A 21,554-nucleotide genomic window follows, 5' to 3' on the forward strand; every position below is an offset into this window, starting at 1 on the left:
TTCGGCCCATTCGGAATGCGCCGCGCGATACGGATGAGCGCCAGACGCATCTTAACGATTCGCTCCGTAACGCGGATAATCGCCGCTTATCGGGCGAACCGGCAACACGGCATCGAAGAGGAGAGCAGCGTGGGAAAGAAAACCGAGGTAATCGAAACCGGCAAGGCGGACGGCGTGTACTTCGGTTTGATGTCCGGAACCAGCATGGACGGCGTGGACGGCGTCGCGGTGCAGTTCGCGACGGGAAAACCGCCCGTCGTGCTCGGCGAGGCGCATGTGTCCTTCTCGAAAGGCTTGCGCGATGCGCTCTTCGAACTGCAGTCGCCCGGCGACAACGAGCTCGAACGCGAGGCGCTCGCGGCGAATGCGCTCGCGACGCGCTACGCCGTCTGTTGCCACGAGCTACAGAGCATGAGCGGCTACTCGGCGGCAAAGGTGCGTGCGATTGGCGTGCATGGGCAAACGGTGCGGCATCGGCCGGAAAAGGGATACACGCGTCAGATCAACAATCCCGCGCTGCTCGCGGAGATGACCAGCATCGACGTGGTCGCCGATTTCCGCAGCCGCGACGTCGCCGCCGGCGGCCAGGGCGCGCCGCTCGTGCCGGCGTTTCACGCTACGGTATTCGGCGAGAAGAACGAGACGCGCGTCGTGTGCAATCTGGGCGGCATCAGCAACATTACGATTCTCGCGGCAAACGGCGAAGTGCGCGGCTTCGATTGCGGCCCGGCGAATGCGCTGATCGACGAATGGGCTTTGCGCCACACGCAGCGCGCGTACGACGATGGCGGACAGTTCGCGGCTCAAGGCCGGATGAACCAGCGGCTGCTGAACGCGCTGCTCGACGAACCGTTTTTCGAACAAGCGCCGCCGAAGAGCACGGGCCGCGATCTGTTCAATCCGGCGTGGATGGACGCCAAGCTCGCGGCGTTCGCGATCCTCGCGCCCGCCGATGTCCAGGCGACGCTCACCGCCCTCACCGCGACGACCGTCGCCCGTGAAATCGCGCGTCACGCATCGGACACGCGCGCCGTGTACGTGTGCGGGGGCGGCGCGCGCAACCCGGTCTTGATGAAGATGCTCCAGCAGGCGCTCGAAGACAACGGCGTCGCGGGCGTGCCCGTGATGACGACCGACGCGCTCGGCGTCCCGCCTCAGCAGGTGGAAGCGCTTGCCTTCGCGTGGCTTGCGATGCGCTGCGTCGCGCGCGAGGCGGGCAACTTGCCCGCGGTGACGGGCGCGGCTGGCCCGCGCGTGCTCGGCGCCATCTATCCGCACTGAAGTCGCGCCCAAAAACAAAACGGAGCCCGCAGGCTCCGATTCGCTCACATCGATTGATTCGTGCTCAGACCGAGAACGACGAACCGCAACCGCAAGTCGTGGTGGCGTTGGGATTCTTGATGACGAACTGGGCGCCGTTGAGGTCGTCCTTGTAGTCGATCTCCGCGCCGACGAGATACTGATAGCTCATCGAGTCGACGAGCAACTGCACGCCCGCCTTGTCCATCACGGTGTCGTCCTCGTTGACTTCTTCGTCGAACGTGAAACCGTACTGGAAACCCGAGCATCCGCCGCCTTGCACGAACACGCGCAGCTTCAGATCCGGATTGCCTTCTTCGTCGATCAATTGCTTGACCTTCTCCGCAGCCGCGTCGGTGAAGACGAACGGCATCGGCATTTCGGTCGTGGGGGTGTCGCTGACAGCGCTCATTCGAACTCTCCAATTAAGCTTCTAACCGCTATTGTAGGGCTGATCTCAATATCGTGCCGAATGTCCATAGAATCAATGGGCTAAATGAAAATTCGACGCGTTTGCGGCCGCGCGCGCCAAAACGAAAAAGCCGCCGGCACATGAAAGTGCGGGCGGCTTTCGCAGCTTCGCCGGAACCGGCCCGGCGAGAAGCGCTTAACGCTTCGAGAACTGCTTGCGGCGGCGTGCCTTGTGGAAACCGACCTTCTTACGTTCCACTTCACGCGCGTCGCGGGTGACGAAGCCAGCGTTCGACAGTTGCGACTTGAGCGTTGCGTCGTAGTCCATCAGCGCGCGGGTGATGCCGTGGCGAACCGCACCGGCCTGACCCGTTTCACCGCCGCCCGACACGTTGACCTTGATGTCGAACGTGGTGCCGTGGTTCGTGAGTTCGAGCGGCTGGCGCACGATCATCAGCGACGTTTCACGCGAGAAGTAGTCGGCGATGGGCTTGCCGTTGACGACGATGTCGCCCTTGCCCGACTTGATGAAGACACGAGCGACGGCGCTCTTGCGGCGGCCCGTACCGTAGTTCCAGTTACCGATCATGTGGGCTCCCCTTAGATCTCGAGCGCTTTAGGCTGTTGAGCCGTGTGCGGATGCGTTGCTTCGGCGTAGACCTTCAGCTTCTTGATCATCGCGTAGCCGAGCGGACCCTTCGGAAGCATGCCCTTGACAGCCTTCTCGAGCGCGCGGCCCGGGAAACGCTCTTGCATCTTGCCGAACGTCGTTTCGTAGATGCCGCCCGGGTAGCCCGAGTGACGATAGTACTTCTTGTCCGTGGTCTTGTTGCCGGTGACCTTCAGCTTGCCGGCATTGACGACGATGATGAAATCACCGGTGTCGACGTGCGGAGTGAATTCAGGCTTGTGTTTGCCGCGAAGACGGCGTGCCACTTCGCTGGCGACACGGCCGAGAACCTTATCCGTCGCGTCAATCACGTACCATTCGCGCGTCACCTCTTCGGCTTTTGCGGAAAACGTCTTCATGATCGATCCAAAAATTTGAATTGCCCTTGAACTGTGCCTTGTTCGGCCCTGCTTATATGAGCGCTCAGGTAGCCAAAAGCAGCAAAACCCGACGCGTGCAGGCTCTCACAAGCCTCTCTCCGCGGGCGTGTGGCGAAGAGAACTTTGAATTATAAAGGGAATGTGGCGCCCGCGTCAAAGATTTGCGTCTGCCGGCGCGATGGACGAAAAAAAGCCCGAGCAACTTGGCTCGGGCTTAATCCACCAAAGGAGGAGGTGGAGGAGACAGGAACGAGTATAGGCACGGTCATGCTGCAAGGCAAGAAGATTTGCATGGTGAAAGCGAATCTCATAATTTGAAATTTCACATCGATCCACTCGCCGATAAATTATTCATTAAATTCAATCGCTTATCAAAATAATCAGCCATAGCTTCGGCGATTGGTCGCGTTAGAAGTCCTCCTCGACTGAGGCCTTCATCGTCGTCGAAGGAAGCGCCACGTCGATTTTCGCTTCGTCAACCGGTAGATGCTCGTAAGCAGCGACCTATGGAAAATCCTTGAACCGCTACAATGAAGCCTCTGTATAACGAAGCGCTGAGCAGCTGGAGCCTGAGCATGGAATGCAAAGTTAGCTGGATGGGACAAGACGGCATGGCCTTCGCCGCGGAAACAGGAAGCGGCCACCTCGTCAATATGGATGGCGCGCCGGAAGGCGGCGGCCGCAATCTCGCGCCGCGCCCGATGGAAATGGTGCTGCTCGGCACCGGCGGCTGCACGGCCTACGACGTCGTGATGATCCTGAAGAAAAGCCGGCAGGAAATCCAGGGCTGCTCGGTCACGTTGAAGGCCGACCGCGCGAGCGAAGACCCGAAGATTTTCACGAAGATCCACTTTCACTTCACCGTGACCGGCAAGAACCTGAACCCGGCGACCGTCGAGCGCGCGATCAATCTGTCGCACGACAAGTACTGCTCGGCGTCGATCATGCTCGCGAAGACGGCGGAGCTCACGCATTCGTTCGACATCGTCGAAGCGTAAGCCGCTCGCAAGCCGAAACGAAAAGAGCCGACGTCGCGAGACGCCGGCTCTTCTCTTTTGAACGATTACAAAGCGGGCCGATAAGCCGGATTCTGTGCACGCGCCGCCCGAAAGCAGACGCGCGTGGCAATCATTCCTCTAGACGCGCCATTGCTGACGCGCTCAAGCTTCCTACCCGCAGACGAACGGGGGCCCCGTCCTGCATCGCGAGGATGCACGCCTGCCTATTTGGAATTGCTCCGGGTGGAGGTTACCGTGCCGGAACGTCTCGCGACGTCCGCGGTGCGCTCTTACCGCACCGTTTCACCCTTACCTGATCTCCGGACTTGCGCCCGAAGCCATCGGCGGTTTGCTTTCTGTTGCCCTGTTCCGCGTGTTGCCACGGATGGCCGTTAGCCATCACCCTGCCCTGTGGAGTCCGGACTTTCCTCGCCCTCTCCGGCCGAAACCGTCGAAGCCGCGATTGCCTGGCCCGCTTTGCAACTTACGATTTTAACATCCGCGGAATCGGCGGCCGGGGCGAAACACGGAAACGTCGTCATAGAAATCGTGCAATGCGTTCGCCTCCCACCAGCCCGGCACGCCCAGAACGGGCAGCGGCGCGAAGGCGCGGCTGTCGAGCGGACCGGCGCTCAGGCGTTGCGCTACACGTTCGTCGAGCAGCGCGCGGCGCGCGGCATCGTCGAGCGAGAAATAGTCGGCGGGAACGTCGACGATCCATGCGTGTCCCGTGCAAGCCTTGTACGGCGCGACGAGTTTCTCCAGCAACGCGTGTCCGAAGATGCGGGCCTCGCAGCGCGTGCCCCACGCCGTGCGCTCGTCGGCGAACAGGGTGCGCCAGCCGAAGCCGCGCAGCGCGTCGGCAAGCGATGCATCGGCGCATGCGAAAAGCACAGCGTTCTCGTCGAAGAGCGTGAGTGCGTCGCGCACGCCGCCGCGCGTCGGGCCGATGCCGAGCGCATCGATCTGCTCGGCCTGTCGCGCGTTGAGCGCCGCCTTGATGCGCGGATACGCGAACCACATCGAGCCATTGAAGAAATCGTGGAGATTGTGGCGCGTCGGCACGCGGCCCGTCTGCGCGATGTGACCTTCGTAAGAAGCGCCGGCCGGCAGTTCTTCCTGCGCGATGAACGCGAGCGGCTTGCCCCGCCCCGTGACAGGCGAGGCCGCCGCCGCGTCTTCGTTCAATACCGCGAGATATTCGTCATACCCGACAAGTGCCGCCGTCTGCCAGCGCCTGCCGCGCGCTTCGATGGACGCGAGCCACGGCCGCGCCCAGTCGATATCGGCGAAACCCGCGCTCACGTTCGCGTGCTTAGTGTGCGTCCGCGAAGCGCCAGTTGATCGACTCGCCGCCGCGCAGCGGGACGATCGTCGTGTCGCCCGCGGTGAATTCGGCGGGCAGCGTCCACGATCCGCGTTCGAGGGTCACCGATTCCTTGCTGCGCGGCAGACCGTAGAAGTCCGCGCCGTGGAAGCTCGCGAAGCCTTCCAGCTTGTCGAGTGCACCGGCCTTGTCGAAGGTTTCGGCGTAGAGCTCGAGCGCATGCAGCGCCGTGTAGCAGCCCGCGCAGCCGCACGCATGCTCCTTCAGTCCTTTCGGATGCGGCGCGCTGTCCGTGCCGAGGAAATAGCGCGGATTGCCCGACGTCGCCGCCTCGACCAGCGCCACGCGATGCGTCTCGCGCTTCAATACCGGCAGGCAGTAATAATGCGGGCGCATCCCGCCGACCAGCATGATGTTGCGGTTGTAGAGCAGATGATGCGCGGTGATCGTTGCCCCGATCGGTCCTTCGGCCTCGCGCACGTAGTCCGCCGCATCCTTGGTCGTGATGTGCTCGAACACGACCTTCAGCGCCGGAAAATCGCGGCGCAGCGGCGTCATCACGCGATCGATGAACACTTTCTCGCGATCGAAAACGTCGATGTCGCCATCGGTCACTTCGCCGTGCACCAAAAGCGGCATGCCCGATTCCTGCATCGCTTCGAGCGTCGTCGCGCACTTTCCGAGATCCGTCACGCCCGCGTCGGAATTGGTCGTCGCGCCCGCCGGATACAGCTTCACGCCATGCACGAAGCCGCTCGCCTTGGCGCGGCGGATTTCGTCGGGCGGCGTGTTGTCGGTGAGATAGAGCGTCATCAGCGGCTCGAAGCGCGCGCCGGCGCCCTCTTTCGGCAGCGCGGCCAGGATGCGCTCGCGGTAAGCCGCGGCCATCTCCGTCGTCGTCACGGGCGGCTTCAGGTTCGGCATGATGATCGCCCGGCCGAACTGGCGCGCCGTGTGCGGCAGGACGGCCGCGAGCGTCGCGCCGTCGCGCACGTGCAGATGCCAGTCGTCGGGGCGCGCGATCGTGAGCGAATTGGGCGAGGATGAGGTAGCGGACATGGCGTGATGACGGGGAAACGTTGGAATGTCGCAAGTCCACGCAAGGAGAGGAAAAAATCGCCGTGGAAATTCCACAACGCGCGCGTTTGTGAGCGGATGCGCGTTTTTTTCGGCTCGGCCTCGGTGATATGCTTGTCGGACGTATTGTAACAACAGGCCACAAGCCGCCCGCCCCAGCATCATGTGCCAACTTCTCGGAATGAACTGCGCCGAACCGACCGACGTGACGTTCTCGTTCACCGGTTTCGCGGCGCGCGGCGGCGTCACTGATCATCATGCCGACGGCTGGGGCATCGCATTCTTCGAGGACAAGGCCTGCCGGCTGTTCATCGATCATCAGTCGTCGGCCAGTTCGCCGCTCGCGGACATGGTCAAGCGTTATCCGATCAAGTCGAAGAACACGATCGCGCATATCCGCAAGGCGACGCAGGGGCACATCCTGCTCGAGAACTGCCATCCGTTCATGCGCGAGTTGTGGGGCCGGCACTGGATCTTCGCGCACAACGGCGATCTCAAAGGCCATTCGCCCGAACTCACCGGTGTGTACCAGCCGGTCGGCACGACGGACAGCGAGCTCGCATTCTGCACACTGCTGCAAGGTCTGCGCCGCGCTTTTCCGTGCTCACAGCCGCCGCTCGAAGAGCTTTTCGATGCGCTCGCCGAACTCACGCGCGGCATCACGCAATACGGCGTCTTTAATTTCCTGATGTCGAACGGGCAGGCGCTCTTCTCGCACTGCTCGACGCATTTGTACTATCTGGTGCGTAGCTGGCCGTTTTCGACGGCGCATCTGATCGACGCGGACATGTCGATCGATTTCGCCAAGTACACGACGCCGGAAGACCGCGTCGCCGTGATCGCCACGTCGCCGCTCACCGACAATGAAATCTGGACGCGCTTCGCCCCCGGCGATCTCGCGATGTTCCAGTGCGGCGACCTCGCCCGCACGGTGAATATTCCGGTGCCCGAGGACGTCGCGAAGAAGGCGGCCGAGCCGCTCGCGAAGGCGTGCGTCGGGTCGGCGCTGAAAATCGGCGAGATTCAGACGACGGCGGCCGTGGAGTCGGAACTGGGGATCGAATAAAAAAACGGCGCTTCTTTTCGGAAGCGCCGTTTTCGTTCACAGCGGAATCAGTGCAGGATCTTCGCCAGAAAGTCCTTCGCGCGATCCGACTTCGGATTCTCGAAGAACGCTTCCTTCTGATCGTCCTCGACGATGAGCCCGCGGTCCATGAAGATCACGCGGTTCGCCACTTTCTTCGCGAAGCCCATTTCGTGCGTCACGCACATCATGGTCATGCCTTCCTGCGCGAGCTCCACCATCACGTCGAGCACCTCGTTGATCATCTCCGGGTCGAGCGCGGATGTCGGCTCGTCGAACAGCATCGCGATCGGGTCCATCGACAGCGCGCGCGCAATCGCCACGCGCTGCTGCTGACCGCCCGACAACTGGCCCGGAAACTTGTCCGCATGCGCGCGCAGGCCGACGCGATCCAGCAGCTTCAAACCCTTTTGCATGGCTTCGTCGTTGGAGCGGCCGAGCACCTTGATCTGCGCGAGCGTCAGATTCTGCGTGATCGTCAGATGCGGAAACAGCTCGAAGTGCTGAAACACCATGCCGACCTTCGAGCGCAGCTTCGACAAGTTGGTTTTCTTGTCCGTCAGCGACTGCCCGTTGATCGTGATATCGCCCTTCTGGAACGGTTCGAGGCCATTCACGGTCTTGATGAGCGTCGACTTGCCCGAACCCGACGGGCCGCACACCACGACGACCTCGCCCTTCTTCACTTCGGTCGTGCAGTCGGTCAACACCTGGAACTGCCCGTACCACTTGGAAACATTCTTGATAGAGATCATCTTGCGACCTTTTTCTGAAGACTTTTGACGAGGGCCGACGCCACCACGCAGATCACGAAGTAGCATGCGCCCGCGAACAGGACCATTTCGACGGACGTGCCGTCGCGATCCCCGATGTTCGTCGCCGTGCGGAAGAAGTCCGCGAGACTGATGACATAGACGAGCGACGTATCCTGAAACAGGACGATCGCCTGCGTGAGCAAGAGCGGCACCATCGCGCGGAACGCTTGCGGCAGCACGACGAGCTTCATCGCCTGGGCGTAGGTCATGCCGAGCGCGAACGCCGCGTTCACTTGGCCGCGCGGCACCGCCTGAATGCCGGCGCGGATGATTTCCGAATAGTACGCGGCTTCGAACAGCGAGAACGCGACCATCGCCGAGGCGAGACGAATGTCGATGTCAGCCGACAGCCCCAGCACGTTTTGCAGCACCTGCGGCACGATCAGGAAGAACCACAGCAGCACCATCACGAGCGGGATCGAGCGGAACAGCGTGACGTACGCGCCCGCGAACCATTGCAGCGGCTTCACGCCCGAAAGGCGGAACAGCGCGAGCACGGTGCCCCAGATGATGCCGACCACGATAGCGAGCAAGGTGATCTGCAGCGTGATCTTGGCGCCCGTCATCAGCGTGGGCCACGACCCGAGCACGCCACTCCAGTTGAACTGATGCATTACTTGCCTCCGATGTAGCCGGGCAGGCGGGTTTTCGCTTCCACCCAGCGCATCAACAACATCACGACGAGGTTGATGAGCATGTAGGCGATCGTCACCGCGATGAACGATTCATACGTCTGCGCCGTGTAGTCGACGAGCTGGCGTGCCTGCGCGGACAGATCCAGCAGACCGATGGTCGACGCGACCGCCGAGTTCTTGAACACGTTGAGGAACTCGGACGTGAGCGGCGGCACGATGATGCGGTACGCGACCGGCATCAGCACGTAGCGATACGTCTGCCATTGCGTGAAGCCCATCGCGAGACCCGCGTTGCGCTGTCCGCGCGGCAGCGCGTTGATGCCCGAGCGCACCTGCTCGCACACGCGCGCGCCGGTGAAGAGCCCGAGACAGATGATCGACGACGAAAAGAACTGCGCCGTGGGCGGCAGTTGCTTGAACCAGTTGCCCATGGAAGGCGGCAGCAGTTCCGGTATCACGAGATACCAGACGAAGAACTGCACGATCAGCGGAATATTGCGGAAGATCGCGACGTAGACGGTGCCGATACCCGCCAGCGTGCGATTCGGGACCGTGCGCAAGATGCCGAACAACGAGCCGACCACGAGCGCGATCACCCAGGCCGCGAGCGACACGGTGATCGTCACCCAGAAGCCGGAGATCAACCAGCCGAGATAGGTGGTGGGCTCGCCGGTGGAAACCGGACTCAGCAGAATGCCCCAGTTCCAGTGATAAGACATGGACTCACTCCAAAAAAAACGGAAGAAGCAAGCTCCTTCCGTTTAGTTCGTTCGATGCTCGAACCGGTTAGTCGATTGCCTTGTCATTCGGGCTCTTGTAGAGAGCCTTCATGTCGTCACTTTCGGGGAAGTTGAGGTTGAGACCCTTCGGCGGGATCGGGCTTTCGAACCACTTCTTGTAGATCTTGTCCGCTTCGCCCGACGTTTCGACCTTGGCGATCGCGTCGTCGACGACCTTCTTGAACTCCGGATCGTTCTTGCGCATCATGCAGCCGTACGCTTCATGCGACTGCGGTGCGCCGACGATCACGAAATCGTTCGGCGTGTTCGACTTGGCGCGCTCGCCGGCGAGCAGTGCATCGTCCATCATGAACGCGACGGCGCGGCCCGTCGACAGCGTCAGGAACGATTCGCCATGATCCTTCGCGCTGATGATGTTCATGCCCATGTTCTTTTCCTGATTCATCTTGCGAAGCAGGCGTTCGGACGTGGTGCCGGCGGTCGTCACCACCGTCTTGCCCTTCAGGTCGGCCCAGTCCTTCACGCCCGAATCCTTCTTGGTCATGAGGCGCGTGCCGATCACGAAGATCGTGTTCGAAAAGGCCACTTGCTGCTGGCGCTCGGTGTTGTTCGTCGTCGAGCCGCATTCGAGGTCGACCGTGCCGTTCTGCACGAGCGGAATACGGTTCTGCGACGTGACCGGCGTGAGCTTCACCTTCAGATCCGGCGTGCCGAGCTTCTGCTTGACCGCTTCCACGACCTTCAGCGCGAACTCGTGCGAGTAGCCGACGACGTTTTGCTTGTCGTCATAGTAGGAAAACGGAATGGACGATTCGCGATGCCCCAGCGAGATCACACCCGTGTCCTTGATCTTCTTCAGCGTGCCTGCATCCTGGGCGTACGCGCCGGTGGCGAGAAACCCGAGCGCGGCGACGAGCAGCGCGGCCTTTTTAATCTTCATGTGTTCGATCTCCTGTGGCAAAAATCGGGGCAAGTTTAGCAGGGTAATTATTCTGAAAGAATGATTGTTAACCCACGACCGTCTTATTTTAGAGACGGCTTTCTGAACCGATGTGCAACCCGGTTGCGACGCGCAGTTTAGAGCAGTTTCAAGCAAAAGCGGGAGACATTCTTATGAATATCTCCCGTCGATCGTGCAGGGACCAAACGCGGATCGCCGTTAGCGATTCGCGTGCCTGCCAAGCGATTTATTTGCTTGCCGCAACAACGAATGCTTCAGTGCGATCCGCGTGCATAGCCGCCGCGATCAGCGCATTGCCATTGACGCTGACGACACCCGTGAAAGTCTGGCCTTGATTCGGACACGTGTCGCCGAAGGTGATTGCCGTGTCATAGACGTTCTTCGTGCCGTGAATCTTTACTCTGCCCGAGAACGAGCAGCCGCTGGGCCCCGATCCGCGCACTGTGCCGTCGGTGTCGATCGCGAACGTGACGGTCTCGCTGCCACGAAACGTTGCACCCGCGCCGGTGTATGTTCCCGCGATCGCAGAGAGGCTCGGCGTCTGATCGTAGACGGTGCTGTATGCGGTCGTGAACGACGCGCTGCCATTGGCCGCTGAGGTGAACGTGCCGTTCAGACTCGATTGCGGAACGTAATTGGCCGTGATCGATCCGTGCCTCGCGGCGCTGCGGGTCACCTCGAAGTCCGTGGCGTCAGCGGAGTTGAACACGCCATTGGACGCCGTTGCCGTTCCCTGAACGAGACCGAGCGCGTTCGTTGCCTGATTCACGTACACGAAGTAGTACGTCCCGTTGTCCAGCACGACGCCGGTGACCGTGTCGTTGTTCGAGTCGGTGCCCATGTACATGCCTTGCGCATCGAAGTTGCCCGACGGAACCACCGCGTTGTTCGCGGTTTTGTCGTCACTGCTGCCGCCGCCACCGCCGCACGCGGAAAGCACGAGTGCAGCCAGAACGCTCGATACGACGATCTTCTTCATTTCTTCTCTTCCTCCAGTTCACGCTCCCTTGTCGAGGAGCAAGCTCTTCCCCCGATCGGCATCCGGTTGAATGGATCGCTGGGAAACTTGCAAACTTGCGCGGAGTATAGGGAAACTAAGGAAAACGAAATGTCAGTAATTGTGGATCGTCAGCATGACTCGCATTTTGGCGATTGCTTCGGACAGCGCGAATGCAAACAAGCGCGTGGCTCTCGCGAGCCACGCGCTCAATCACGCTCGCACGCAGCCGATAGGATCAGGGATAGAGGCCGCGCATCTCGCGCGCCTGCAGAATCCGCGTACACGCAACGATGAACGCCGCCGTGCGCACCGAAACCTGATGCTCGCTCGCCACTTGCCAGACGCCCGCGAACGCTTCGCGCATCACGCGCTCGAGACGCTGGTTGATTTCGTCCTCGGTCCAGAAGAAGCTCGAGAAGTCCTGCACCCATTCGAAGTACGACACGGTCACGCCGCCGGCATTCGCGATCACGTCCGGAATCACGAGGATGCCCTTGTCGTTCAGGATGTCGTCCGCCGCGGTCGTGGTCGGGCCGTTCGCGCCTTCGACGACGATCTTCGTGCGGATCTTCGATGCGTTCTTTTCGGTGATCTGGTTTTCCAGCGCGGCCGGAATCAGGATGTCGCTTTCGATCATCCAGAACTCGTCCGCCTGCACCGGATCCGCACCGGCGAAGCCGCCGACGCCGCCGTTCTTCGCGACGTGATCGAGCAGCGCGACGGTATCGATGCCCTTCGAGTTATGGATCGTGCCCGTGTGATCCTGCACGGCGATGACCTTCGCGCCCGCTTCCTGGAACAGCTTGGCTGCGATGCCGCCCACGTTGCCGAAGCCCTGCACCGCGATGCGCGCACCTTCGATTTCCATGCCGATGCGCCGCGCCGCTTCCGTGCCGACGACGAACACGCCGCGACCCGTCGCTTCCTTGCGGCCGAGCGAGCCGCCGAGCGAGATCGGCTTGCCGGTCACGACACCCGTCGCCGTCTGCCCCTGGTTCATGGAGTAGGTGTCCATCATCCACGCCATGATCTGCTCGTTCGTGTTCACGTCCGGCGCGGGAATATCCGTGTTCGGCCCGATGATGATGCCGATCTCGCTGGTATAGCGACGCGTCACGCGTTCGAGCTCGCCGCGCGACAGCGTGCGCGGATCGACGCGGATGCCGCCCTTCGCGCCGCCGTACGGCACGTTCACGGCCGCGTTCTTCACCGACATCCACGCGGACAGCGCCATCACTTCGGAGAGCGTCACATCCTGGTGGTAACGCACGCCGCCCTTGCCGGGACCGCGCGACGTATTGTGCTGCACGCGATAGCCTTCGAAATGCGCGACGGTGCCGTTATCGAGCTCGATCGGGCAATCGACGATGAGAATGCGCTTCGGGCGCTTGAGGGTTTCGAGCCAGCGGGAGAGGGAACCGAGATACGGGGCAACGCGATCGACCTGTTGCAGATAGTTTCCCCAGGGACCGAGATCATCGGCGTGGAGATACGACGGGATGGCGTGTTTTGCGTCCGGCGCTTGCACAGGTTGCTTCGAGGCAGACATTGATGCTCCAGCGGTGAAGGAATGCGCTCATTGTCGAAAAACGCCGTTTCCAAATCCAATGCCGTTTCCTTATCCCATCATGCAAATCCTGCATAACGTCGCAAAGCCTTACGCCGCGGGGCTTTCCGACGATGCCTTGAGCAATTCCTCACCGACTGCATCCCACAGCGCGCGCATCAGCGCCTGACGCGGCTCTTCGCCGAGCGCCGCGAGCTTGTCGCGATAAAGGCGGATTTCCATCGTCAGCGTGAACTGGCCGGCGGGCGTGCCGCGCGTGCCGCGATCGAGGCGAATGAGCCGCCCTTCTTCCACCGCATCCTCCACGGCGCTGTGCGGCAGGAACGCGACGCCGTGACCGGCGAGCGCCATCGCTTTCAGGCCCTCGGCCATGTCGGTTTCATAGACTTTGTCGAGATATAGCCGCGTGGGCGCAGTCGCGATGATGACTTCCGTCATGCGGCCGAGATAGGCATTCGGCGTGTACGACAGATACGGCACGGGTGATTCGGCCGTCGCGGGCAGCGTGAAGCGCGCGCGTCCGCCTTTGGTCACGGCGGAGAACGGGCTGATCGGCTCGGCGCCGAGCGTGAGCATGTCGTAGCGCGCGGGATCGAGCGCGACCGGATGACTCGGATGGTGATAGCCCATCACGAGATCGCAGCCGCCTTCGACGAGCGACAGCACCGCATCGTGCACGTTGAGCGCGCGCAGCCGTGTGCGGATGCGTCCGAGGCGCGCCTCGATGTGTTCGAGCCAGCGCGGAAAATACGTGAGCGAAAGCGTATGCGGCACGGCGAACTCGATGGTCGCCGTCGGCGCGCCGCCCTGCCCGCGCAAGAGCGTGCGCGCTTCGTGAAACTGCGAGAGCATCGCGAGCGCCTGCTCGTAGAACACATTGCCGGCTTGCGTGAGGCGCGTCGGATAAACCGACCGGTCGATGAGTTCCGTGCCGAGCCACGCTTCGAGCGCCTGAATGCGCCGCGAGAACGCGGGCTGCGTGATATGCCTCAGTTCAGCGGAGCGACTGAAGCTGCGCGTCTCCGCCAGCGACACGAAGTCTTCCAGCCATTTCAGTTCCATGCGTTTTCCGGCGCGCGCGGCGCTTCTCGGCAAAGAACGCATTCTAGCGGGCGCATGAACCGCGCGAAGGCGCGGCGCACCATCGGCATGCGCTCGCGCACGGACGAGGTGCCGTCGCTTTCGGGGATGCGCGCCTCGACTTTCATCACATGCGGGCCGCCGCACGCGTCCGAATCCCGCGCCCACGCTCGCTCCCTGCGATACACCGGCTATAGATGCACTCGATTGGCATGATGCTTGCAGTTTTCGGGGCCGTCGCGTGTTCATCCGATGGCGCGCGCCCACACGGAACCCGCAATGTCCAATCTGATCGCATCGCTCAAGAGCGGCAACTGGCGCTCGCTGCTCGCCTGCTTCCTTTACTTCGATACGGGTTTCACCGTCTGGGTGCTGTACGGGCCGCTCGCGCCGTTCATCGGCCGCGACGTGACGATGTCGGCCGCGCAGCAGGGCTTTCTCGTCGCGGTGCCGGTGCTGGCCGCGGCCATTCTGCGCGTGACGCTCGGCAACCTGTATCAGTCGACCGATGGACGGCGCGTCGCGCTGATGGGCGTGGTGCTCTCGTCGATTCCGGCGATCGTGCTGCCGCTTCTGCCCGGCGTGCCGTCGTATGCCTTGCTGCTCGTGCTCGGCGTGTTTCTCGGCATGGGCGGCGCGAGCTTCGCCGTCGCGCTGCCGATGGCCGGCAGCAACTATCCGCCGAAGGTGCAGGGCCTCGTGCTCGGCCTCGCCGCTGCCGGCAACATCGGCGCGGTACTCGACGGCTTCCTGTTCCCGCATCTCGCCGATGCCTTCGGCTGGCAGGTATCGACCGCCGCCGCGCTGCCGTTGCTCGCGATCACGGCCGTCGCGCTGTTTGCATGGGCATCCGATGCGGGCCAGAAAACCGGCAGCACGATGCGCGCGCTGTCGAGCTTCGCGGTGACGCTCGTCAGCCTGATCGTCCTGGTGCTCGCGGTGAATGCCGGCGTGTTCGGGGGCGGCAAGGCAGGCGTGTTGCTCTTGCCGGTGATCGGCGCGCTCATCGCCATCGCCGTGCTGCCGCGACGCTATCGATCGGTGCTCGGCGAGCGCGATACGTGGATCATCATGCTGATCTACAGCATCACCTTCGGCGGATTCGTCGGCATGTCGTCGTATGTGACGCTGCTGCTGACATCGCTCTATCAGATGCCCAAGCTCGAAGCAGGGCTTTTCATGTCGCTGCTCGCGTTCCTCGGTGCGATCGTGCGGCCGTTCGGCGGCTATGTCGCCGACCGCGTGACCGGCGTGCGCGCGTTGCTCGTGCTGCTCGCGGCGATTGCCATCGGCGACTTCGCGTTCGCGATCTGGATGCCGCCGGTCGCGGGCGGCCTCGCGATCCTCATCTGCCTGTACGTCGCTTTCGGTCTCGGCAACGGCTCGACCTTCCAGCTCGTGCCGCATCGCTGGAAGGGCAAGACCGGTTTGCTGTCGGGGATCGTGGGGGCGGCCGGCGGCATCGGCGGGTTCTATCTGCCGGTGATCATGGGCATCGCGAAGGAAAGCACCGGCAGCTATCAAATGGGCTTCGCGACCTTCGGCGTGCTCGCGACATGCGCGTTCGGCGCATTGTTCCTGCTGCGCGGTCAGTGGCTGCGCTGGTCGTCCACGGCTTCGCACGCGCACGAAGGCGTCGCGATCGGCGGCGCACACGCGATGGAATAACGGGCGCAACGGGCGGCGCGCGATGCGCCGCCTTCATTCGCCGATCGTCGACGTATCCCGCTGGTCATCCAGCGCCGCCGCTTCCGCCCGCTGCTGCTGCAACGCCCACATTTGCGCGAACAAGCCGTCCGCGCGCAGCAACTCCGCATGCGTCCCGCGCTCCACGATGCGCCCGTGATCCATCACGATGATCTGCTGCGCATGCACGACCGTCGACAATCGATGCGCGATGATGAGCGTCGTCCGCTCGCGCGCGATCGAATCGAGCTCGTGCTGGATCGCGCGCTCCGATTTCGAATCGAGCGCGGACGTGGCTTCGTCGAAGATCAGAATGGGCGGGTTCTTCAACATCGTGCGCGCGATGGCGACGCGCTGCTTCTCGCCGCCCGACAGCTTCAGCCCGCGCTCGCCGACCGCCGTGTCGTATCCGGCCGGCAATGCCTCGATGAAGTCGTGGATATGCGCCGCGCGCGCCGCCGCGATCACTTCCTCGCGGCTCGCGGAAGGACGTCCGTACGCGATGTTGTAGTAGATCGAATCGTTAAAGAGCACGGTGTCCTGGGGCACGATGCCGATCGCCGCGCGCAGGGAATCCTGCGTGACGTCGCGAATGTCCTGCCCGTCGATGCGAATGCTTCCGCCCTGCGCGCGATCGAGATCGTAGAAGCGAAAGAGCAGCCGGCCGAGCGTCGACTTGCCCGAGCCGCTGTGCCCGACCACGGCTGTCGTCGTGCCTGCCGGAATCGTGAAATCGACGCCGTGCAAGATTGGCCGCGCCTTCTCGTACGCGAAGCTCACGTTGTCGAAGCGCACTTCGCCGCCGCGCACGGCGAGCGCCTGGGCGTTCGGCGCATCCGGCACTTCGCGGCCCGCGCCGAGCAGCGTGAACATGCGATCCATGTCGGTCAGCGCCTGCTTCAGCTCGCGATACACGACGCCCAGGAAATTCAGCGGAATGTACAACTGCAGCATGAACGTGTTGATGAGCACGAGGTCGCCGAGCGTCAGCCGCCCCGCCATCACGCCCTGCGTCGCGCGCCACAGAATGAAGACGAGCCCCACGCCGATGATCGTCTGCTGCCCGAAATTCAGCATCGACAGCGAACGTTGCGACTTGATCGCCGCCGCCCGATAGCGCTGGAGGTTTTCGTCGTAACGGCGCGTTTCCCACTCTTCGTTGCCGAAGTACTTCACGGTCTCGTAGTTGAGCAACGAATCGATCGCGCGCGAGTTCGCCTTCGAATCGAGATCGTTCATCGTGCGGCGGAAATGCGTGCGCCACTCGGTCACCTTCACCGTGAACACGATATAGGTGGCCAGCGCCGTGCCCGTGACGATCGCGTAGTACGCCTCGTACTTCGTCACGAAGAAGGCCATCACGAGCCCGACTTCGACGAGCGTCGGCAGAATACTGTAGAGCGAATACGACACGAGCTGCTGAATGCCGCGCGTGCCGCGTTCGATATCGCGCGACATGCCGCCCGTCTGCCGCTCCAGATGAAAGCGCAGCGACAGCGAATGCAGATGGCGAAAGACCTGCAGTGCGAGCTTGCGCACCGCGCTTTCCGTGACCTTCGCGAAAAGCAGCTCGCGCAGTTCGGTGAAAAGCGAGGTCGAAAGCCGCACGGCCGCATACGCGATCACGAGCAGCCCGATGCCGCCGATCAGCACGACGCCCGGTGCATCGTTCGCGCGTCCGAGCGCGGTGAGATGCTGCACCGAAGCGAGTCCGTCGACGATCCGCTTCATCACGATCGGCACGCCGAGGTTCGCGACCTTCGCGCCGATCAGGCACGTCAGCGCGAACGCGACGCGCCATTTGTAGGTGGTGAGATAGGGCAGCAGCGAGCGGATCGTCTGCCAGTCGTTGCGCGGGCCTTGATGCGCGGGCCCGGGCTCTGCGTTCGGGAAGCGGCGCATGAGTTCGTATCGTTCGAGCGCGTCGCGCGGACAGAGTCGGGCGCGGCGTGGGGAGGGTTTTTATCGTCGAAGCGGGAGCACGTCTCTCGCATGCTTTCCCGTACAATTTACTCTAGGCCCTGACGTGAACGAGGTCTTTCGCCTCGCGTGGCCGGGCCCATTCATCAATATGCATTGTCGCAGAAGGTTCGAGAGGCCGCTCGCGCCCGCGAGCCTTCCGCCCGACTTGCCAACCGGAACGCCTTCCATGACCGACCATCCCGATCTTCCCGAAAAGCACGTCGCGCTGCGCGTCGTGCCGCAGCCCGCCGACGCGAACGTCCACGGCGACGTTTTCGGCGGGTGGATCATGGCGCAGGTCGATATCGCCGGCTCCATTCCGGCGAGCCGCCGCGCGAACGGCCGCGTCGCGACCGTCGCTGTGAATTCGTTCCTGTTCAAGCATCCGGTGTTCGTCGGCGACCTGCTGAGCTTCTACGCCGATATCGTGAAGACGGGCAATACATCCGTCACGGTGGCGGTCGAGGTCTGGGCGCAGCGCATGAACCTCGCCGAAGAGGTCGTCAAGGTGACGGAAGCGACGCTCACCTATGTCGCGACCGACCGCGACCGTCGCCCGCGCGTGCTGCCGTCGCGCGACTGAAAGCGTACGGTCAATGGGGCAATACGCCCTGTTGCAGCAGGCCCGGGATCGCCTCGTGCGGCATCGGGCGCGAGAACAGGTAGCCCTGCATTTCGTCGCAATCGCGCTCGCGCAGAAAGTCGTGCTGCGCGTGCGTTTCGACGCCCTCCGCGATCACCTGCAACTCCAGCGAGTGCGCGAGCGCGATGATCGCCGACGTGATGGTTTCGTCATCGCCCGACGAGCCGATATCCGCGACGAACGAGCGATCGATCTTCAGCCGATGCACCGGAAAGCGCTTGAGATACGACAGGCTCGAATAGCCGGTGCCGAAGTCATCGATCGCGATGCCGATGCCGAGCGCCGATAGCTCGGAAAGCATCGTGATCGCTTCCTCGGCATTGCGCATGATCGCGCTCTCCGTAAGTTCGAGTTCGAGATAGCGCGGCGCGAGGCCGGTCTCTTCGAGCACGGACGTCACGAGCCTTGCGATGTCCCGCTGCTGGAAATGCCGCGCCGACAGATTCACCGACACGCGCGCCGGCGGCAATCCGGCGTCCTGCCACGCCTTGTTCTGCCGGCAGGCTTCGCGCAGCACCCACTCCGATAGCGGCCCGATGAGGCCGCTTTCCTCCGCCACCGGAATGAACGACGCCGGCGACACGAGTCCCTGCTCCGGATCGTGCCAGCGCACCAGCGCCTCGATGCCGACGATCTGGCGCGTCGTCATGTCGACCTGCGGCTGATAGTGCAGCAGGAACTCGCCATCGCGCAGCGCGCGCCGCAGGCGCCGCTCCAGATTCATGCGCGCGCCGACGCTCGCGTTCATTTCCGGCTGATAGAACTGATACGTGTTGCGGCCCATGTCCTTCGCGCGATACATCGCGATGTCGGCCTTCTTCATCACGGTTTCGGCGTCGTCGCCGTCTTGCGGATAGAGACTCGCGCCCATGCTGCAGCCGACGTACAACTCGGTGTCGTCGAGCCACACCGGTTCTGAAATCGCCGCGCGCGTGCGCTCCATCCACGCGATGAGTCCGGCTTCGTCGGTGAGATCGGGCAGCACGACGACGAACTCGTCGCCGCCGTGACGCGCGACCGTATCGCTCGAACGCGCCGAGCGCGCGAGCCGCTCCGCGATCACCGCGAGCAGCCGGTCGCCGACGCTGTGACCGAGACTGTCGTTGACGTTCTTGAAGCCGTCGAGATCCATGAACACGACGGCGATCTTCGTCTCGCGCCGCCGCGCCGTCTCGATCGCATGTTGCAGGCGGTCCTTCAGCAGATTGCGATTCGGCAGGCGCGTGAGCGTGTCGTAATTCGCCTGATACTCCAGTTCTTCCTGATAGCGCATCAGATCGGTCACGTCGTTGATGATGCCGATGTGATGCGTCGTCATGCCCTGCGCGTTCGGCACGGGCGCGACGAAAAGCTGATTCCAGAAGAGCGCGCCGTCCTTGCGATAGTTGCGCACGACGACGCTCGCCTCCATGTTCGCGGCGAGCGCGCGGCGAATCGACGTGAGCCCTTCCTGATCGCCGTCCGGGCCGTGCAGGAAGCGGCAGTCGTGGCCGATCACCTCGCTCGGGTCGTATCCCGTGATGCGCTTGAACGCCGGGTTCGCGTACTCGATCACGTTCGCGCCGTCGACCACGCCCGTGATCAGAATCGCGTTCACGCTCGCGTCGAGCGCACGGCTTTGCAGGCGCAGCGCGAGTTCGGCGCGCTTGTGATCGGTGACGTCATGATACGAACCGAGCACGCCGATGGTCTGCCCTTCGCCGTCGAGCAGCGGCAGCTTGCTCGAGACGATGGTGCGCAACTGTTCGCCCATCACGATGTCGCGCTCGTGGTGCATCTTCGGCACGGTCGTGACGATGACCTCCTCGTCGTCCGCGCGCACGACGTCCGCGAGCGCGCTCCACGGCAGATCGAAATCCGTCTTGCCGATGACCTGCTCGTTGTACGCGAGACCCGCATCGCGCGCGAACGCGTTGTTGCAGCCGAGATAGCGCAGTTCGCGGTCCTTCCAGAACACGCGCTGCGGAATGTTGTCGATGACCGCTTCGAGCATCTCGTTGGAGCGGCGCGCCTCGGCTTCCGCGTGGATGCGGTCGGTCACGTCGTTCGCCAGCATGAAAATGCCCGGGCGATTCGAATACGTCAGCGAGTGATGCGACACGTCCGCGCCGACGATGGCCCCGTCCTTGCAGCGATAGCGCCACACGCCCGCCGATCCCCGCCCCGATGCCGCGCGCTCGCCCCGGTCGCCGACTTCGCCGCCGCTGCGCGCGAGCCTCGCGGCGAAGCTGTCGAAGTCGTCCGCATGATGCAGATCGCGCAATGTCATGTTCATGAACTCCGGCTCGCCGAAGCCGAAGTGCTCGATCGCGGCCTGATTCACGGCGACGAAGCGCATCGTTTCGCGATCGACGATCCACATTGGCACCGGATGCGCCTCGAACATGCCGCGAAAGCGCTCGTTGCTGCGCTGGCGCGCACGCACGACGCCGAGCTTCTCGCGCGATTGCCGCTCGTGGCTCGCGAACAAATAGATCAGCACGCTGCTGCCGGCGAGCATCGTGAAGACGAGCAGCAGCATCGCGCCGCTCGATGCCCGCGCGGATTGATCGAGCGCGACGATCGTCGCGTCGTCGATGCGCGAGCGCAGGACCGAAAGCTCTTCGTCGACGCCTTGCTGGTCTTCGCCGAGCGAGACGAACGCGGCGTCGGCCCATGCGCGGGATGCGTCGGGACTGGCGTTCTTCGCGCGCTCGAACGCGAGACCGGCGTCGCGGCGCATCGCGGCGGCGCGGACGGCGAGCGCATCGAATGCGCCGGTCGTGCCGGGCTCCATCGCGATCTGCGCGCGCAGCCCGCTTTCGAGCGCGTCGAGATGGGCCTCGCGCGCCTGATGCTGCGCGTCGGATTCCGCGATGCCGGTCGCCTCGAAGCGGCTCAGTTGCGTGAGCGATTCGCCGAGCGTGCTGCGATAAGCCGCGAGATCGCGAAGGAGGCTCATCGAGCGCAGCGTGCGCGCGTCGCTTTCGCGCAGCCCGCCGATCCGTTCGCAGGCGACGAACGCATTGGCGCCGAGCGCGGCCAGTACCACGGCAATGTTGACGAGCAAACCTCTGGAGAGGAATCGAGTCATGAGCAGCGGGCTTATCCCTTTGATGCGCGCCGGACGCACACCGAGAACAATGCGCGGCGTGGCAAACGGCTCCACGCCCGATTAATGGATAACGCCCAATAACGGCACCGCTCGCCCCACATTTAGGGCTTGCTCACAAATAATCT

Annotated in this window: 20 protein-coding genes and 1 other RNA gene; 5 read left to right on the forward strand and 16 right to left on the reverse strand. The window is 63.1% G+C overall.

The genetic code is table 11. The features are described from left to right. Positions 1-150 precede the first annotated feature (150 nt). Positions 151-1,281 (forward strand): anhydro-N-acetylmuramic acid kinase, encoded by a 1,131-nt coding sequence (locus tag U4Y90_RS30070; RefSeq protein ID WP_321800147.1) that lies wholly within the window; start codon positions 151-153, stop codon positions 1,279-1,281. A gap of 64 nt (positions 1,282-1,345) precedes the next feature. Here the strand turns inward: U4Y90_RS30070 and erpA are convergent, their stop codons facing one another. The 3 genes from erpA to rplM all read right to left on the reverse strand — a co-directional run bounded on the left by erpA (position 1,346) and on the right by rplM (position 2,739). Beyond that, positions 1,346-1,711, reverse strand: a complete 366-nt coding sequence (gene erpA / locus U4Y90_RS30075; RefSeq protein ID WP_321800103.1) for an iron-sulfur cluster insertion protein ErpA — start codon at positions 1,709-1,711, stop codon at positions 1,346-1,348. Between the two features lie 195 nt (positions 1,712-1,906). Continuing rightward, positions 1,907-2,299: a 30S ribosomal protein S9 gene (gene rpsI, locus U4Y90_RS30080; RefSeq protein WP_061117817.1), complete on the reverse strand. Its 393-nt coding sequence runs from the start codon at positions 2,297-2,299 to the stop codon at positions 1,907-1,909. Positions 2,300-2,310: 11 nt separating this feature from the next. Beyond that, positions 2,311-2,739, reverse strand: coding sequence for a 50S ribosomal protein L13 (rplM, locus tag U4Y90_RS30085; protein WP_008351572.1), 429 nt, complete (start codon positions 2,737-2,739; stop codon positions 2,311-2,313). A 596-nt stretch (positions 2,740-3,335) separates the two neighbouring features. On the opposite strand from rplM, the gene U4Y90_RS30090 reads away from it, so the two are divergent. Further along, positions 3,336-3,758: an OsmC family protein gene (locus tag U4Y90_RS30090; RefSeq protein ID WP_321800107.1), complete on the forward strand. Its 423-nt coding sequence runs from the start codon at positions 3,336-3,338 to the stop codon at positions 3,756-3,758. A 65-nt stretch (positions 3,759-3,823) separates the two neighbouring features. On the opposite strand, the gene rnpB is transcribed toward U4Y90_RS30090, so the two are convergent. From rnpB to pyrC, 3 genes are all read right to left on the reverse strand, one after another. After that, an RNA gene (gene rnpB, locus U4Y90_RS30095) (RNase P RNA component class A) lies at positions 3,824-4,237 on the reverse strand. A gap of 13 nt (positions 4,238-4,250) precedes the next feature. Next, positions 4,251-5,063 (reverse strand): DUF3025 domain-containing protein, encoded by an 813-nt coding sequence (locus tag U4Y90_RS30100; RefSeq protein ID WP_321800108.1) that lies wholly within the window; start codon positions 5,061-5,063, stop codon positions 4,251-4,253. 10 nt (positions 5,064-5,073) lie between these two features. After that, positions 5,074-6,144: a dihydroorotase gene (gene pyrC, locus U4Y90_RS30105; protein WP_321800109.1), complete on the reverse strand. Its 1,071-nt coding sequence runs from the start codon at positions 6,142-6,144 to the stop codon at positions 5,074-5,076. A 181-nt stretch (positions 6,145-6,325) separates the two neighbouring features. Here pyrC and U4Y90_RS30110 point away from each other — a divergent pair, with 181 nt between their 5' ends. Next, positions 6,326-7,228 carry a class II glutamine amidotransferase gene (locus tag U4Y90_RS30110; RefSeq protein WP_321800111.1) on the forward strand — a complete coding sequence of 301 codons (903 nt, stop codon included), beginning with the start codon at positions 6,326-6,328 and terminating at the stop codon, positions 7,226-7,228. A gap of 47 nt (positions 7,229-7,275) precedes the next feature. Here U4Y90_RS30110 and U4Y90_RS30115 read toward each other — a convergent pair whose 3' ends face one another. The 8 genes from U4Y90_RS30115 to U4Y90_RS30150 all read right to left on the reverse strand — a co-directional run bounded on the left by U4Y90_RS30115 (position 7,276) and on the right by U4Y90_RS30150 (position 14,172). Further along, positions 7,276-8,001 carry an amino acid ABC transporter ATP-binding protein gene (locus U4Y90_RS30115; protein ID WP_321800113.1) on the reverse strand — a complete coding sequence of 242 codons (726 nt, stop codon included), beginning with the start codon at positions 7,999-8,001 and terminating at the stop codon, positions 7,276-7,278. Further along, positions 7,998-8,675 carry a glutamate/aspartate ABC transporter permease GltK gene (gltK, locus tag U4Y90_RS30120; protein WP_321800115.1) on the reverse strand — a complete coding sequence of 226 codons (678 nt, stop codon included), beginning with the start codon at positions 8,673-8,675 and terminating at the stop codon, positions 7,998-8,000. Before gltK ends, U4Y90_RS30115 begins: the two co-directional genes overlap by 4 nt. After that, positions 8,675-9,415: an amino acid ABC transporter permease gene (locus tag U4Y90_RS30125; protein WP_321800116.1), complete on the reverse strand. Its 741-nt coding sequence runs from the start codon at positions 9,413-9,415 to the stop codon at positions 8,675-8,677. The genes gltK and U4Y90_RS30125 overlap by 1 nt, the downstream gene beginning before the upstream one ends. A 67-nt stretch (positions 9,416-9,482) precedes the next feature. Then, the gene (locus tag U4Y90_RS30130) at positions 9,483-10,376 is read right to left on the reverse strand and encodes a glutamate/aspartate ABC transporter substrate-binding protein (protein ID WP_321800118.1); all 894 of its coding nucleotides are present in this window, start codon (positions 10,374-10,376) and stop codon (positions 9,483-9,485) included. 247 nt (positions 10,377-10,623) lie between these two features. Then, positions 10,624-11,376 carry a hypothetical protein gene (locus U4Y90_RS30135; protein WP_321800120.1) on the reverse strand — a complete coding sequence of 251 codons (753 nt, stop codon included), beginning with the start codon at positions 11,374-11,376 and terminating at the stop codon, positions 10,624-10,626. Between the two features lie 256 nt (positions 11,377-11,632). Beyond that, positions 11,633-12,946, reverse strand: coding sequence for a Glu/Leu/Phe/Val dehydrogenase (locus U4Y90_RS30140; protein ID WP_321800122.1), 1,314 nt, complete (start codon positions 12,944-12,946; stop codon positions 11,633-11,635). Between the two features lie 108 nt (positions 12,947-13,054). Then, positions 13,055-14,026: a LysR family transcriptional regulator gene (locus tag U4Y90_RS30145; protein WP_321800124.1), complete on the reverse strand. Its 972-nt coding sequence runs from the start codon at positions 14,024-14,026 to the stop codon at positions 13,055-13,057. Then, positions 14,017-14,172, reverse strand: coding sequence for a hypothetical protein (locus U4Y90_RS30150; RefSeq protein WP_321800126.1), 156 nt, complete (start codon positions 14,170-14,172; stop codon positions 14,017-14,019). The genes U4Y90_RS30145 and U4Y90_RS30150 overlap by 10 nt, the downstream gene beginning before the upstream one ends. Before the next feature lie 151 nt (positions 14,173-14,323). Here U4Y90_RS30150 and U4Y90_RS30155 point away from each other — a divergent pair, with 151 nt between their 5' ends. Then, a complete protein-coding gene (locus U4Y90_RS30155) occupies positions 14,324-15,712 on the forward strand; it encodes an MFS transporter (RefSeq protein ID WP_321800127.1) in 1,389 nt (462 codons plus the stop codon). Positions 15,713-15,745: 33 nt separating this feature from the next. Here U4Y90_RS30155 and U4Y90_RS30160 read toward each other — a convergent pair whose 3' ends face one another. Then, positions 15,746-17,632, reverse strand: coding sequence for an ABC transporter ATP-binding protein/permease (locus U4Y90_RS30160; RefSeq protein ID WP_321800129.1), 1,887 nt, complete (start codon positions 17,630-17,632; stop codon positions 15,746-15,748). Positions 17,633-17,879: 247 nt separating this feature from the next. Between U4Y90_RS30160 and U4Y90_RS30165 the strand changes: the two genes are divergently transcribed. Continuing rightward, a complete protein-coding gene (locus U4Y90_RS30165; protein WP_321800131.1) occupies positions 17,880-18,275 on the forward strand; it encodes an acyl-CoA thioesterase in 396 nt (131 codons plus the stop codon). A 10-nt stretch (positions 18,276-18,285) separates the two neighbouring features. Here the strand turns inward: U4Y90_RS30165 and U4Y90_RS30170 are convergent, their stop codons facing one another. Then, positions 18,286-21,408: an EAL domain-containing protein gene (locus U4Y90_RS30170; protein ID WP_321800133.1), complete on the reverse strand. Its 3,123-nt coding sequence runs from the start codon at positions 21,406-21,408 to the stop codon at positions 18,286-18,288. Between the last annotated feature and the right edge of the window lie 146 nt (positions 21,409-21,554).

It is taken from the genome of Caballeronia sp. J97 (assembly GCF_905220305.1).
Classification (GTDB): Bacteria; Pseudomonadota; Gammaproteobacteria; order Burkholderiales; family Burkholderiaceae; genus Caballeronia.